Source organism: Mesorhizobium sp. P2_F8, assembly GCF_056403655.1.
In genome coordinates this window covers 235,394-247,495 of sequence record NZ_JBFUFB010000002.1, presented here as the reverse complement: position 1 = coordinate 247,495, position 12,102 = coordinate 235,394, and the positions used below count along the sequence as shown (strand labels likewise).

Here is a 12,102-nt window from a genome sequence, read left to right as displayed (position 1 = left end):
ATTCCAGGAAAAGTGTGAAACGGTTTTCCCGGGAAAAGCGCAAAGCGCTTTCCCTAGGGAATTGCGTCAAAACAAAGCTCTAGAGCGAAGCCACGGCTGCCATGGCTTCGGCATCGGCGTCGTAATTCCAGACCCAGGCGCGTTCCTGCGGCTGAGCGTCAAGCTTGCGGTCGCGGGCATGCAAGTCGCCGCTGGATGCGTCATAGCGAGCACCGTTCATGCGCGCCATGCGCTGGACGCCGGCAGTCCGCTCGCGCCGCAGCTGCTCGTAAATCAGCAGCGCCCGTGGGGCCGACTTGCGGTCTGCGTGGCTCAGCACGGTCGCCAAGGCAACTGCGTCTTCGATGGCCTGATTGGCTCCTTGTCCCAAATGCGGCAGCATTGGGTGGGCGGCGTCGCCCAGCAGGGTCAGGCGTCCGCGAGTCCAGGTTGCGAGCGGCTCACGATCGAACAGGCCCCACCGAAACGTCGTTTTCAGTTGGGCAATGACCGTCTCAACCATGGGATCCCAACCGGCGAACTCCCGAGCAAGGGCGGAGGGATCGCCCCGTGCCGACCATGACTCCTTCATCGGCTCGTCAGTCGTCACAAAGCCGACGTAGTTGATGAGCAGGCCGGCGCGCACCGGATAGACGAGAAAATGCTTGCCTGCACCAAGCCAGTTGCGCATCGCTCCCGGCGGCCACGAGACACCAGCCGCCGGGATCACCCCTCGATAGGCGACCGATCCCGAATAGAGAGGGGCGGACGGGGCAACTACGAACTGCTGAAGGGTAGAATGGATACCGTCAGCCGCGATCACGACGTCGGCCGTGGTGCGCAAACCATTGGCGAAAGTGATGACGGCCTGCTCATCGTCCTGTTCGAAGCCGATACATCGATGGCCGGCCTTCACAATTTCGGCAGGTAGCCGGTCGACGAACATTGCCAGCAAATCGGCGCGGTGCATGCCATAGAACTCGATTTGGTTGGCAAGCGCGGGGGGCCACATCGCCGCCGCATAGGATCCATCGGCGCGACGAAACTGTGGGTCGATCCATCTGGCCCCCGAGCGGATCAGCTCGTCACCGAGGCCGAGCCGCCGAAGCATCCGGACACCGTTCGGTTGGATCACGACGCCGACGCCGACCTCGGCCAGGGCCGTAGCCTGCTCGTAGAGACGGACGTCCATGCCACGTTGAAGCAGGGCGGCAGCAGCGGCGGCGCCGCCGATGCCGCCGCCAATGACCGCCACACGTAGCGGGCTCGTGCTCATTGCTCCGGCTCGTCAAGCATTGTCAGCCCTTGGCGCGTGCCGCCACCCGCGGCCGCCCGTGAATATTGGCAGCCTAGCGCCGGCGCACAGCGCAGGCAAACGGCGATCATGTTGTAAGGGGTGCGTCGTCGCCGAGAACAAGGTGCTGGAAAGCCGCCCCAACATCGAAGACGCCATCCGCAACCGTCAGGTGCTGATCGTCTTCAACACCATGGGCGGACAGAAGGCGGTGTCGGACTCCAAATCGCTGCGCCGCTCAAGCCACCGCCACACACTCGATCTCGATATCGAACTCCATCGGCCATGACGCCACCGGCACGAAGCTGCGCGCCGGTGGGTTGGTCGAAAAATACTTGGCATAAACCCGGTTGATGGCGTTGTAGAAGCCGGAATTGACGGCGTAGATGCGCACCATCACCACGTTTTCCAGCGAAGTGCCGGCCGCTTCCAGGCAGTGTTTCAGCGCCTTCAGCGACGCCTCGGTCTGCGTTTCGATGTCTCCGCGCACCATCTCGCCGGTCACCATGTCCACCGGCGGCGTCGCCGAGATGAACACGAAGCCGTTGGCCTTCACAGCTGTCGAACAGGGCAGGCCGAGCGCCCGCACCTTGGCCGACATGACAGGCACTTCGATGACTTCCTTCTTCACGGCAATCCTCCCTGGGTTTGCCGGAAGCTTATCGCGCCACCGCCCGAACGCCAGTGCGGACACATGGTCCAGAGCCGCTCAGCTCAAACCACCGCCACACATTCGATCTCGATATCGAACTCCATCGGCCATGACGCCACCGGCACGAAGGTCCGCGACGGCGGGTTCTCGGGAAAATGCCTGGCATAGACGCGGTTGATGGCGTTGTAGAAGCCGGAATTGACGGCGTAGATGCGCACCATCACCACATTGTCCAGCGAGGTGCCGGCCGCTTCCAGGCAATGCTTCAGCGCCTTCAGCGACGCTTCGGTCTGCGTTTCGATGTCGCCCTTGACCAGTTTGCCGGTCGAGATATCGAGCGGCGGCGTGCCGGACACGAAGACCAGTCCGCCGGCTTTGGTCACCAGCGACAGTGGCACGCCCAGAGCACGCACGGCTGCCGACAGCACCGGCACTTCGATGATTTCTTTCTTCACGGCAATCCTCCCTGGGTTTGACGGGAGCTTATCGCGCCGCCCGGTGAACGCCAGCGCGGATGCATGGGCCAGAGCTACCCCTGCCCCGGATAGCGCGTGCCGTCCTTGTGCAGGAAGCGGCCGTCGGAGCTCGGGCTCATCATGTCGATGTCGGAGCATGTGATGACATCGTCCGGGTTGCGCGAGCCGACCTCCAGATAAAGCGCCGTCGTGGACGACCGGTTGATCAGGTGATGACCGTTGCCGCTGTTCTTGGCGAAGGTCGCGCAGTCGCCTGCCTCGAGCAGCGTTTCGCCGCCGTCCTCGACCAGCGTCAGTTCGCCCTCCAGCACGGTGACGAACTCGTCTTCATGGCTGTGCCAGTGGCGCTGGCTGGACCAGCCTCCGGGCGGCAAGGTCATCAGATTGACGCCGAAATCGGTGAGCCCGCCCGCATCGCCCAGCCGCCGCCGCGTGCGGTCGGCACAGGGTTGATCGAAAGGCGCGGGGTAGCCGGAGCCCTTGCGGATGGGCACGGCTGACAGGTTGATCTTGGGCATGGAATGCTCTCCCGGTTTGTGCCGACATTGTAGACAAGAACCGCTTGGCACAGACAACCTTGCCGACGTCGGCGCTGCCCCTCATTGCCCTGCCGGGCATTTCTCCCCGTGGAACGGGGAGAAAGAGGCCCGCCGCGACGTCGGCTCTCTTCCTGCAGCGCTTGCGATTGGCGAAAGCGTCGATTACAGCTCCCCTCTCCCCGTTCTACGGGGAGAGGATGCCGGCAGGCAGGTGAGGGGCGGCGCCAGCGTCCGGAAGGTGCGAACCAACCTGAAGCGATTGCCCACCGTACAGAACGAGCCCCTGCCCCCTTAGTGACAACAAGCCTCGCTATACTGCAGCTGCTCGTTCCAGTTCGGCCGGCCCTCGGGTGTGAAATCCATCAGGTTCCACAGCGGCTCGCAGGTGCCGACGCCACGCGGATCCTGGCCTGGGTCCGTTGGCGCGAAATCCAGTTCGGAACTCCAGAAATGGCGGATGCCGTCGGCGTCGCGATGGAACACCGACAGCAGCGGCGACTGTGCGCCGTCGGCTGCCTCCGCATTGTAGTCGCGCTTGAAGCCGTTGTTGGCCGAAGACACCAGCCGCATGTTGCGCCAGCCTCGGTCGCGACCGAGCGTGAGCAGGTTTTCGAGCGCGGTTTTCGCCACCACGGCGAAAGTGAAACCCGCGGCCTCGAGATGACCGACCGCGCCGTCGAACTGGTCAAGCAGCGCCGTGCAGGACGGGCATGGCTGGTCCGGCCGCGCGAGCTTCGCCGTGCCGCCGCTGGTCGCCACGTCGCGCGCCTCGCGCGGGTGACGGGGAAACATCATGTTGTAGAGGATGAGCGAATCCTTGCCGGGCACAAACAGCTCCGACAGTTTTACCTTCCCGGGCTTGCCGTCCGGTCCCAGTGCGTCGAACACATAATCCTGCGGCACCAGCCCACCGGGCGGCAGCGCGCGCCGTGCAACCGCAACCTCTTCCATGGCGCGGCGCAGCCCGATTTCCTTCTGCAGCAGTTTTTCGCGGGCGGTGCGGTATTTGGCGGATTCGTTGGGAAAGGTGATCATGATCGGCTCCTTCGGTCGCGGCGCCGGCGTCCCGGCGCGGTTGCTCTGCGACCCAAGGACGTTTGGCGGCGATCGGCTCCGACATTTTTGCAAATGGCCGAAACGACTTTCTCGCAGCGGAACCTCGCTCTCTTCCCAGCATTCTCCCCACAGGATAAGCCAGCAGTCCGGGGGACAAAATGCACGACGACGATGACGACGAGATCGACCTGCGCTGCCCGCAAGTGGTGGCCGACAATGCCGCCAAGGGCCTGCGCCTGCGCGGCGAATTCGGCCGTGGCGGCACCGAGATCGGCGTGGCCCGCGCCACCGAACTGAAGAACCGGGAAAAGCTCGCGCCCTCCACCATCCGCCGCATGGTCAGCTATTTTGCCCGCCACGAGGTCGACAAGCGCGGCAGGAACTACGGCAACGAGCAAAACCCGTCGGCCGGCTACATCGCCTGGCTGCTGTGGGGCGGCGACGAGGGCCGCGCCTGGGCACTGGACCTCAAGCGGAAGATCGGCAACGCGCCGGACATCTGAGCGCCCCGCTCAGCTGTACCAATCGACCTCGAACATGCCGAGCCGATCGTAGAGCCGCACTGCCGCGGCGTTCTCTTCGGTGTTGGTCTTTAGGTCGACATAGTCCGCACCGCGTGCGCGAAAGGTGGCGAAGGCGTGCCACATCAGCGCTTCGGCAATGCCCTTGCCGCGCGCCTCGGGATGGACGGCGAGGTCCTTGACGAAGGCGCGCGTCCAACACAGCGCCGCTGCCGCGAGCCGCCCCTTGGCGTCGATGACCAGGAAACACAGCGCCGGGTCGAATTCGGGATCGCCTGATATGCGCGGCCACCATTCGTCGAACGGGCCGTCGGCACCGTCGTCGAACACGTCGGTCAGGAGCGCATGCAGGGCCGGCGCATCACCGGGCTCGAAGCAGCGCATCACAAAGCCTTCCGGCCAGTGCGCGGGAACCAGCGTCTCGTCGAGGATCTTGCGCAGCCGGATATCGTTCAGGGCCGGCGGCCGCGGTTCCGGCATCGCGCTCAGGCGTCGGGCTGCAGACGGCTGCGCTGGCGGTCGCGGCCGAGCCCGGTCGCCTCGAGCAGGCCCTTGCGCTTGGCGTCGAAATAATAGCCGGTCTGGTAGAGCCAGTCGGCCCGCTTGGCGTTGCCGCCGGACACCAGCCAGGCGCCACGCAGATATTTGACCGCGTATTTCAAATTGGTCTCGGCGTCGAACAGGCCCTTGGCCGGTCCGTCATAGCCCATGCCGCGCGCCGTCGCGTGCTTGATCTGCATCAGCCCCCAATGGCCATTGTTGTAGGCTTTCGGGTTGAACGTGCTCTCGCGGTTGACGACATGGCGCACCAGATCGACCGGCACCTGGTAGAGGGCGGCGTATTTCTCGATCAGACGCTCGACGTCACCACGCACGCCCGGCGCGTGCTCTTCTTCGGCAGGTGCCATCGGGAACTGGACGAGCGCAGCCGGGTTCTGCGGCACCATATAGGCGACCTGCTGGACGCCTGGCACGACCTTCCGGTCGCCCTTGGCGGTCGCGGGCATGACGAGCCCGGCGGTCGAATAGGTCTCGGCCGTCTTGACGGTCTCGCCTGCGGTCGCCGGCGGCGGCGCTTGCCAGGCATTGGCGGTCATGATGGCGGGTACCGCCGGCGCTGCCGGGGTCGATCCGGCGAAGGCGGCGGTCGCGGCAGCCGGCTGGACGGCGGCATCGGGTGCCGGCGTGGCCGGGGCGGGCGTCAATTCAGCCGTCTGAACGGGCGCGATTCCCGATGATTCCGGCAGCACCGAAACCGTCTCCGGCAGCGGTATCGTGAAGCCGGCGTCAGCACCGGCGGCAGTCGCGGTTTCGGTCAGGGCAGGCGCGGGTTTCATCTGCGAGGTCGACGTGCAACCGCTGATGCCGGCGGCAGCCAGGATCATGCCGATCGCGATAAGAGTGTGTTTTGCTGGCAAGCCGCGCTCGGGTCCGATTTGTCGGGTTATTAAGAAATTCCTTACACCAGCGATTCACGACCGGCAATCGGGGCCCTCAGGTGGTTTTCGGGTGGCGAGACTTGAGGCCTGATGCCATATTGTTCTGGATATGTACCGGGACGAATGCCGGATTTCGCCACTTTGCGGAAAGGAACGCATCATGGAAACGACATCTTCGATCACAGCCGGCCACGCAGTGTTAGAAACAGTGATCGGCTTCATGGGCATCGCCTGGAGCGAAAAGGGCCTGATCCGGCTCTGCCTGCCTGAACGCAGCCGCGAGGCGGTGGAACGGCGGCTGATGCGCCATGCCGGCGTTTCCGCCTCCACAACCCAGCCGCCATGGGTCGTCGACCTGATCGCCTCGATCAAGGCCTATGCAGCCGGCGAGGATGTCGACTTCACCGGCGTGCCGGTCGATCTCGACGGCATCGACGACTTCCGCCTTGCCATCTACGACGCGGCGCGAAAGCTCGGCTATGGCGAAACCACCACCTATGGCGAACTGGCCAAACGCGCCGGCCATGGCGGTCTGCCGCGCGAAACCGGTGCTGCCCTTGGCGCCAATCCGGTGCCGCTGGTCATTCCCTGCCATCGCATCCTTGCCGCCGGCGGCAAGATCGGCGGCTTCTCGGCACCCGGTGGCTCGAACACCAAGGAGAAGATGCTGGCCATGGAAGGCGTGCGCGTCGGCCCGCCGCCACCAGCGCAGGTTTCCTTCGGGTTCTGAACCATCTCTCTGTCTTGACGCAATTTCCCTAGGCAAAGCGCTACGCCCTTTCCCGGAATTGCCCTAGTCGTTGTGGAAGAAGCGCCGGCGGAAATGCCGATCATAGTCCGGCCGCTTGCAGGTATAGACCGGACAGGACCTGGTGTCGGCGCTCGGCACGTAGGCGCGTGCCCTCACCTCGCCCATGGTGCAGAACTGCTCGCTCTGGACATAGCGGTCATAGAGCGGCAGGCCCGGCACCCGCGTCGACTGGTAACGCAGGATGACGGCGCCGTGCCGCGCGATCGTCGACTGGACACGCCCGCAGCTCATACGCGTCGGATCATAGCGCGAGATCGCCTGCGCCTCGGCGGCCACCAGCGTCAGGCAGGCGGCAAGCAGAATGGTTTTCATGGTCCTCTCCCCCAAGCTCCTCCCGGATTGAACACCGCCGGGGCCCGATCCTGTTGCGACGCTCTCACGCGATTGGGGCGGCCATTGGGCGGCATCCTGATCACGGCCTTCTCACGCAGTCTTGTTTTTCGTGCGAAAGCAGCCTATATGCGTTCCATTGATATTTCGGCCGATCGATCCGGGCCTCGCGATAATCGCGTTTGCTGACGTCTATCTCCAAAATCTCGATGCACACCGGCTGGACTTCGGTCCGGTCAATCTAAAGCAAATGTGAAGGACTATCTAAATGGCAACTGGAACGGTCAAGTGGTTCAACGCCACCAAGGGCTTCGGCTTCATCCAGCCTGACGCGGGCGGCGCGGACGTATTCGTCCACATCTCCGCTGTCGAGCGTGCTGGACTGTCGACGCTGGTCGAAGGYCAGAAGATCAACTWYGAGATCGARCAGGACCGCCGCACTGGCAAGTCGTCCGCTGGATCTCTGAGCAAGGCAGCCTGATTTTGCGAATGGCGCGCGCCGGGCGAGAGCTCGGGGCGCGCGGCAAGTCACGGATGTACTGACAGTCGCGCGAGAAGCGCGCCGGAGCGGAAAGACCCGACAGACTGGATCAGCAGATAGCTGCCAGCCYGGACCGGACGCTCCCGATCAGGCTACCGAAAATGGGAAGGCGGGATTTATCCCGCCTTTTTGTTTGTCTGGGGTTCAGACACCGACAATTGGCTAAACCGGCGATACAGCGTCCTTCTCCCCGTCCCTATACGGGGAGAAGTGCCCCGCAGGGCGATGAGGGGCAGCGCGACGCCTCAAGATTGCCTATCGCCAAACCAAGCCCAACTACGACAAAGGCTGGCGCCGCCCCTCATCTGGCTGCCGCCATCTTCTCCCCGTATAGAGACGGGGAGAAGGACGCTCCGGCCGAAGCTTTCGCCAATCTCCAAAGTTGCTCACCCCACCCAGTCCATCGGCGCGTGCCCTGGATCCGCTTCCACCCGGCCAAGCCAGTCTGTCACCGCTGGATAGGCACCAAGCTGGAAGCCGCCCTGCTCTGCCGTATGCGTATAGGCATAGAGCGCGATGTCGGCGACGCTGTAGGCACCGCCAGCGAAGAACGCATTGGTTTCCAGAAATTTGTTCATCACGCCGAGCGCCTTGTTGCCGCGCTCCAGCGTCACCGCCAGCCGCTCCGGCGTCGCATCCCGGGCGCGTTCAGGAAAGGTCAGCAGCGCCTTGCGCACGGCAATATAGGGCTCGTGGCTGTATTGCTCGAAGAACAGCCATTGATAGGTCAGTCCCCGTTCGTACCTGTCCGTCGGCAGGAAGCGCGTGCCTTCGGCGAGATAGAGCAGGATGGCGTTGGATTCGGCGAGCCGCCGGCCGTCATCGAGCTCGAGCAGCGGCACCATGGCGTTCGGGTTCTTGGCGACATAGTCCGCTTTTCGCGTCTCACCCGTATGCGAACTCACCTCGACATTGGTGAAGGCGAGGCCAAGCTTGGCCATCAGCAGCCGCGGCTTGTAGCAATTGCCGCTGTCGATCATGCTGTAGAGTATCATTGCCGTGCCCCCGTGCGCTGCCTCTGCCGGCGGATTATCGCAGCGGCTCCCGCCGCAACCAATGATTTGTTTTGGCACGACCATCAGCGCCGCTGATGTGTGAACGCATGAGGGCGTTCAAGGGCGTGACGAGATTCAGGTCAGGCCGAGTCGAAAACGGTGGATTCCGAGAACCGGAACGGAGCGTACATTTGGGTACGTGAGTACCGGAAGCGCAGGAAGCTGCCGTTTGCAGGCCGGCCTCACCTGAATATCGACGCGCCCTAGCCGAACAGCGGCACAACCTTGCTATCCCTGCCAAGCAGCGTGTCGATGGAGAGCGGCTCTTCGTTGAAGATCGTGCCGGCCAGCGCCGGGCGGGCGAGAAGAAACCCCTGCAGCAGGTCGACACCGCCTTCGAGCGCGACGCGCAGGTGTGTGGGCTGCTCGATGCCTTCGACCAGCACCTTGGCGCCACGGTCGTGCAAGGTCGAAACCAGCGGGCGGAAGAACCGTTCGGCGGCGGCATGGCGGCAGAACTCGGCGAACCAGGTACCGTCGATCTTGACGATGTCGGGATGGAGCAGGCTGACCCGCTCCTCCGTCGAGTGGCCGGTGCCGAAATCGTCGATGGCGATGCGGATGCCATCGCGCCGCATTTCGCGCACCAGTCGGATGAGAAGCGCGTCGTCGGCCGCCTGTTCTGTGATTTCGCAGACCAGCATGGCCGGCGCGAGGCCGAAATCGCCGAGATACCTGGTCATCAGCCGGATCTCGGCCAACGCCCGCCCGGGATGGTCGTTGATCAGCGGATTGTAGTTGAAAAACAGATCGAGCCCGTCGACGCCGATGTTGTGAAAATTCCTGAGGTGAAGCACCCGGCACATGGTCTCGACAAACAATCGGTCGGAGGCGGCGATGCTTTCGAAAAACACCTTCGGCGCACCGGGGCGGCCGGCACGGTGCGGCTCGATCAGGGCTTCGACCGCGACGGCGTGAAGGAAGCGGCCGCGCGGAGCGAAAATCGGCTGATAGGCGCTGCGCAGCCGGAACTCGCCATGGATGCCGTATTCGATACCGACTTCGTCGACCTGGATCGCGTTGCCGACATCGCGCCGCCGCTCGCGCTTCATGGCGCCACCTTGCGCCCGAAGGCTTTTGCTGGCCGTGTCGTGTGCGGTGAGGTCGGTTGGACAGGCGCGGCTTCAACGGCCGCGGGGGCGGTTTGCTGCGAGGTTTTGCCGAAGACGCGAAAGCTTGTCGGCGCAAGCTCGGGCCGCGCCAGCACGAAACCCTGCACCATCGATGCTCCCGATTTCTCGGCGAGTTCCAGTTGCCACCCCTCCTCGATGCCCTCGAACACCGTTCGGATGCCTTGCTGCTCGAAACTTTTCACCATGGTGGTCAGCAACGCGAAGCCGGCCCCGGACTCCATCAGCTGCGTGATCCAGAAGGCGTCGAATTTGACGATGTCGGGCTTCAGTTCCTTGATGCGGTTGATGTCGGAATCATCGGCGCCATAGTCGTCGACGGCGATGCGAAAGCCGTTGGCCCGCAGCGCGGTGACGAAACTGTGCAGGGTCTCCTGCGACGCCGAGCGCTGCTCGGTCACTTCGCAGACCACACGGCGCGGATCGATGCCAGCCTCGTGCAACACCAGCCGCATTTCGCGCAAGGCATTGTCGGCAACGGTGCGCTCAGTGAACACCGACGGGTCGAAATTGACGAAGATCGATGCTTCTTCAGGCAGGCAGGCGCCGGCGTTCAGAAGATGCAGCGTCCTGGTCAACGCCTCGACATGGAGGCGGTCGGCGGCCGGGCAGGTGCTGAAAAAGCTCATCGGCGATTGCGGCTCGCCGTCGCGGAACGGCCGGATCAGCCCTTCGAACGCGGCCACCGACAGCTTGCCTTCGTTGAAGGCGAAGATCGGCTGGAAGGCGCTTTGCAGCGTGTAGATGCCCCAGACACCGGTGGAGGTGCCGTCGTCCTGGCGGATGATGTGGGCAAGCCCGATGCTGCGCGACACGGTTCCTCGCTCCGCAAACTGGCGGTCAAACTGTGATCCTGTCACGCAAGCCTCTACCGCCCGTTAATGAATTTATCGTTGCCGATCACGGGTCCTTGAGGCCTGGATCAGCCGACAATGCTTGCACTGCGCGAAATCATGCGACATGAGAAGCGCCGCGGCCGCTCCTGGCCCGCGCCGACCTTGTTTGGAGATATCCGGTCATGGCCTTTCTTGCCGACGCCCTTTCCCGCGTTAAGCCTTCCGCGACCATTGCGGTGACGCAGAAAGCGCGCGAGCTGAAAAATGCCGGCCGTGACATTATCGGCCTCGGCGCCGGCGAACCGGATTTCGATACGCCCGACAACATCAAGAATGCGGCGATCGAGGCGATCCGCCGTGGCGAAACCAAATATCCGCCGGTGTCGGGCATCGTGCCGCTGCGCGAGGCGATCGCGAAGAAGTTCAAGCGCGAAAACAATCTCGACTACAAGCCCGAGCAGACCATTGTCGGCACCGGCGGCAAGCAGATCCTGTTCAACGCCTTCATGGCGACACTGAACCCCGGTGACGAGGTCATCATACCGCGCCCCTACTGGGTCAGTTATCCCGAGATGGTGGCGATCTGCGGCGGCACCTCCGTGTTTGCCGACACCTCGATCGACAACGGCTTCAAGCTGACCGCAGCTGTGCTGGAAAAGGCGATCACGCCACGCACCAAATGGCTGCTGATGAACTCGCCGTCGAACCCGTCGGGTGCCGCCTATACCGAGGCTGAATTGCGCGCGCTGGCCGACGTGCTGTTGAAGCATCCGCATGTCTGGACGCTGACCGACGACATGTACGAGCACCTGACCTAAGGCGAYTTCGTCTTCAAGACCATCGCCGARGTCGARCCGAMGCTYTACGAGCGCACGCTGACCATGAATGGCGTGTCGAAAGCCTATGCCATGACCGGCTGGCGCATCGGCTATGCCGCGGGTCCTGTGGCGCTGATCAAGGCGATGGACATGATCCAGGGCCAGCAGACCTCGGGCGCCTGCACCATCGCGCAATGGGCATCGGTCGAGGCGCTCAACGGCCCGCAGGACTTCATCGCCCGGAACAAGGCGATCTTCCAGGGCCGGCGCGATCTCGTCGTGTCGATGCTCAACCAGGCGCGCGGTATAAGCTGCCCGTCGCCTGAAGGCGCCTTCTACGTCTATCCGTCCTGCGCCCAGCTGATCGGCAAGAAGACCAAAGCCGGCAAGGTGATCGACACCGACGAAACCTTCTGCTCGGAACTGCTCGAGGCCGAGGGGGTCGCGGTGGTGTTCGGCTCGGCCTTCGGCCTCGGCCCCAACTTCCGCATCTCCTACGCCACTTCGGAGACGCTGCTTGAGGAAGCCTGCACACGCATCCAGCGCTTCACGGCATCGCTGACCTGATAAGGCCAGTCTTGGAATTAAAACCCGGCTTCACCGCCGGGTTTTTTGTTGGCAACGA

General features: G+C 63.6%; 15 protein-coding genes and 1 pseudogene. 5 read left to right on the top strand and 11 right to left on the bottom strand.

Annotation, left to right across the window (positions count from 1 at the left end):
- Nucleotides 1-79 precede the first annotated feature (79 nt).
- Entirely contained in the window at nucleotides 80-1,234 is a 1,155-nt protein-coding gene (locus AC1DZP_RS04915; protein ID WP_477300489.1) for an FAD-dependent monooxygenase, read from the bottom strand.
- Here AC1DZP_RS04915 and AC1DZP_RS04910 point away from each other — a divergent pair.
- Nucleotides 1,224-1,562 (top strand): hypothetical protein, encoded by a 339-nt coding sequence (locus AC1DZP_RS04910; protein WP_477301184.1) that lies wholly within the window; start codon nucleotides 1,224-1,226, stop codon nucleotides 1,560-1,562. The two genes, AC1DZP_RS04915 and AC1DZP_RS04910, sit on opposite strands and share 11 nt — an antisense overlap.
- Here the strand turns inward: AC1DZP_RS04910 and AC1DZP_RS04905 are convergent.
- The 4 genes from AC1DZP_RS04905 to AC1DZP_RS04890 form a co-directional block, all read right to left on the bottom strand.
- Nucleotides 1,512-1,904 carry a RidA family protein gene (locus AC1DZP_RS04905; protein ID WP_477300487.1) on the bottom strand — a complete coding sequence of 131 codons (393 nt, stop codon included), beginning with the start codon at nucleotides 1,902-1,904 and terminating at the stop codon, nucleotides 1,512-1,514. The two genes, AC1DZP_RS04910 and AC1DZP_RS04905, sit on opposite strands and share 51 nt — an antisense overlap.
- A gap of 83 nt (nucleotides 1,905-1,987) precedes the next feature.
- Entirely contained in the window at nucleotides 1,988-2,380 is a 393-nt protein-coding gene (locus AC1DZP_RS04900; RefSeq protein WP_477300486.1) for a RidA family protein, read from the bottom strand.
- 74 nt (nucleotides 2,381-2,454) lie between these two features.
- Complete coding sequence (locus tag AC1DZP_RS04895) at nucleotides 2,455-2,919, bottom strand: cupin domain-containing protein (RefSeq protein ID WP_477300484.1); 465 nt, start codon at nucleotides 2,917-2,919, stop codon at nucleotides 2,455-2,457.
- A gap of 312 nt (nucleotides 2,920-3,231) precedes the next feature.
- Nucleotides 3,232-3,975, bottom strand: coding sequence for a DUF899 family protein (locus tag AC1DZP_RS04890; RefSeq protein WP_477300482.1), 744 nt, complete (start codon nucleotides 3,973-3,975; stop codon nucleotides 3,232-3,234).
- A gap of 179 nt (nucleotides 3,976-4,154) precedes the next feature.
- Between AC1DZP_RS04890 and AC1DZP_RS04885 the strand changes: the two genes are divergently transcribed.
- Nucleotides 4,155-4,499 carry a hypothetical protein gene (locus tag AC1DZP_RS04885; RefSeq protein ID WP_477300480.1) on the top strand — a complete coding sequence of 115 codons (345 nt, stop codon included), beginning with the start codon at nucleotides 4,155-4,157 and terminating at the stop codon, nucleotides 4,497-4,499.
- A 9-nt stretch (nucleotides 4,500-4,508) separates the two neighbouring features.
- Here AC1DZP_RS04885 and AC1DZP_RS04880 read toward each other — a convergent pair whose 3' ends face one another.
- Entirely contained in the window at nucleotides 4,509-4,997 is a 489-nt protein-coding gene (locus AC1DZP_RS04880; RefSeq protein WP_095090942.1) for a GNAT family N-acetyltransferase, read from the bottom strand.
- A gap of 5 nt (nucleotides 4,998-5,002) precedes the next feature.
- Nucleotides 5,003-5,935, bottom strand: a complete 933-nt coding sequence (locus tag AC1DZP_RS04875; protein WP_477300477.1) for a transglycosylase SLT domain-containing protein — start codon at nucleotides 5,933-5,935, stop codon at nucleotides 5,003-5,005.
- 181 nt (nucleotides 5,936-6,116) lie between these two features.
- Here AC1DZP_RS04875 and AC1DZP_RS04870 point away from each other — a divergent pair, with 181 nt between their 5' ends.
- On the top strand, nucleotides 6,117-6,686 hold the full coding sequence (locus AC1DZP_RS04870) for a methylated-DNA--[protein]-cysteine S-methyltransferase (RefSeq protein ID WP_477300475.1): 570 nt from the start codon (nucleotides 6,117-6,119) through the stop codon (nucleotides 6,684-6,686).
- A 63-nt stretch (nucleotides 6,687-6,749) separates the two neighbouring features.
- Here the strand turns inward: AC1DZP_RS04870 and AC1DZP_RS04865 are convergent, their stop codons facing one another.
- The gene (locus tag AC1DZP_RS04865) at nucleotides 6,750-7,079 is read right to left on the bottom strand and encodes a hypothetical protein (protein ID WP_477300473.1); all 330 of its coding nucleotides are present in this window, start codon (nucleotides 7,077-7,079) and stop codon (nucleotides 6,750-6,752) included.
- A 286-nt stretch (nucleotides 7,080-7,365) separates the two neighbouring features.
- Between AC1DZP_RS04865 and AC1DZP_RS04860 the strand changes: the two genes are divergently transcribed.
- The gene (locus tag AC1DZP_RS04860; RefSeq protein ID WP_477300471.1) at nucleotides 7,366-7,578 is read left to right on the top strand and encodes a cold-shock protein; all 213 of its coding nucleotides are present in this window, start codon (nucleotides 7,366-7,368) and stop codon (nucleotides 7,576-7,578) included.
- Nucleotides 7,579-8,024: 446 nt separating this feature from the next.
- Here the strand turns inward: AC1DZP_RS04860 and AC1DZP_RS04855 are convergent, their stop codons facing one another.
- The 3 genes from AC1DZP_RS04855 to AC1DZP_RS04845 form a co-directional block, all read right to left on the bottom strand.
- Nucleotides 8,025-8,633 (bottom strand): glutathione S-transferase family protein, encoded by a 609-nt coding sequence (locus AC1DZP_RS04855; RefSeq protein WP_477300469.1) that lies wholly within the window; start codon nucleotides 8,631-8,633, stop codon nucleotides 8,025-8,027.
- A 263-nt stretch (nucleotides 8,634-8,896) separates the two neighbouring features.
- On the bottom strand, nucleotides 8,897-9,745 hold the full coding sequence (locus AC1DZP_RS04850; protein ID WP_477300467.1) for an EAL domain-containing protein: 849 nt from the start codon (nucleotides 9,743-9,745) through the stop codon (nucleotides 8,897-8,899).
- The gene (locus AC1DZP_RS04845) at nucleotides 9,742-10,638 is read right to left on the bottom strand and encodes an EAL domain-containing protein (protein WP_477300465.1); all 897 of its coding nucleotides are present in this window, start codon (nucleotides 10,636-10,638) and stop codon (nucleotides 9,742-9,744) included. The genes AC1DZP_RS04850 and AC1DZP_RS04845 overlap by 4 nt, the downstream gene beginning before the upstream one ends.
- Nucleotides 10,639-10,841: 203 nt before the next feature.
- On the opposite strand from AC1DZP_RS04845, the pseudogene AC1DZP_RS04840 reads away from it, so the two are divergent.
- A pseudogene (locus tag AC1DZP_RS04840) lies at nucleotides 10,842-12,044 on the top strand (pyridoxal phosphate-dependent aminotransferase).
- The last annotated feature ends 58 nt before the right edge of the window (nucleotides 12,045-12,102 follow it).

Coding starts and splice junctions, on each gene's coding strand:
- AC1DZP_RS04880 (WP_095090942.1), bottom strand. CDS start 4,997: ATGCCGGAACCGCGGCCGCCGGCCCTGAACGATATCCGGCTGCGCAAG.
- AC1DZP_RS04850 (WP_477300467.1), bottom strand. CDS start 9,745: ATGAAGCGCGAGCGGCGGCGCGATGTCGGCAACGCGATCCAGGTCGAC.
- AC1DZP_RS04895 (WP_477300484.1), bottom strand. CDS start 2,919: ATGCCCAAGATCAACCTGTCAGCCGTGCCCATCCGCAAGGGCTCCGGC.
- AC1DZP_RS04870 (WP_477300475.1), top strand. CDS start 6,117: ATGGAAACGACATCTTCGATCACAGCCGGCCACGCAGTGTTAGAAACA.
- AC1DZP_RS04890 (WP_477300482.1), bottom strand. CDS start 3,975: ATGATCACCTTTCCCAACGAATCCGCCAAATACCGCACCGCCCGCGAA.
- AC1DZP_RS04885 (WP_477300480.1), top strand. CDS start 4,155: ATGCACGACGACGATGACGACGAGATCGACCTGCGCTGCCCGCAAGTG.
- AC1DZP_RS04910 (WP_477301184.1), top strand. CDS start 1,224: ATGACCGCCACACGTAGCGGGCTCGTGCTCATTGCTCCGGCTCGTCAA.
- AC1DZP_RS04855 (WP_477300469.1), bottom strand. CDS start 8,633: ATGATACTCTACAGCATGATCGACAGCGGCAATTGCTACAAGCCGCGG.
- AC1DZP_RS04865 (WP_477300473.1), bottom strand. CDS start 7,079: ATGAAAACCATTCTGCTTGCCGCCTGCCTGACGCTGGTGGCCGCCGAG.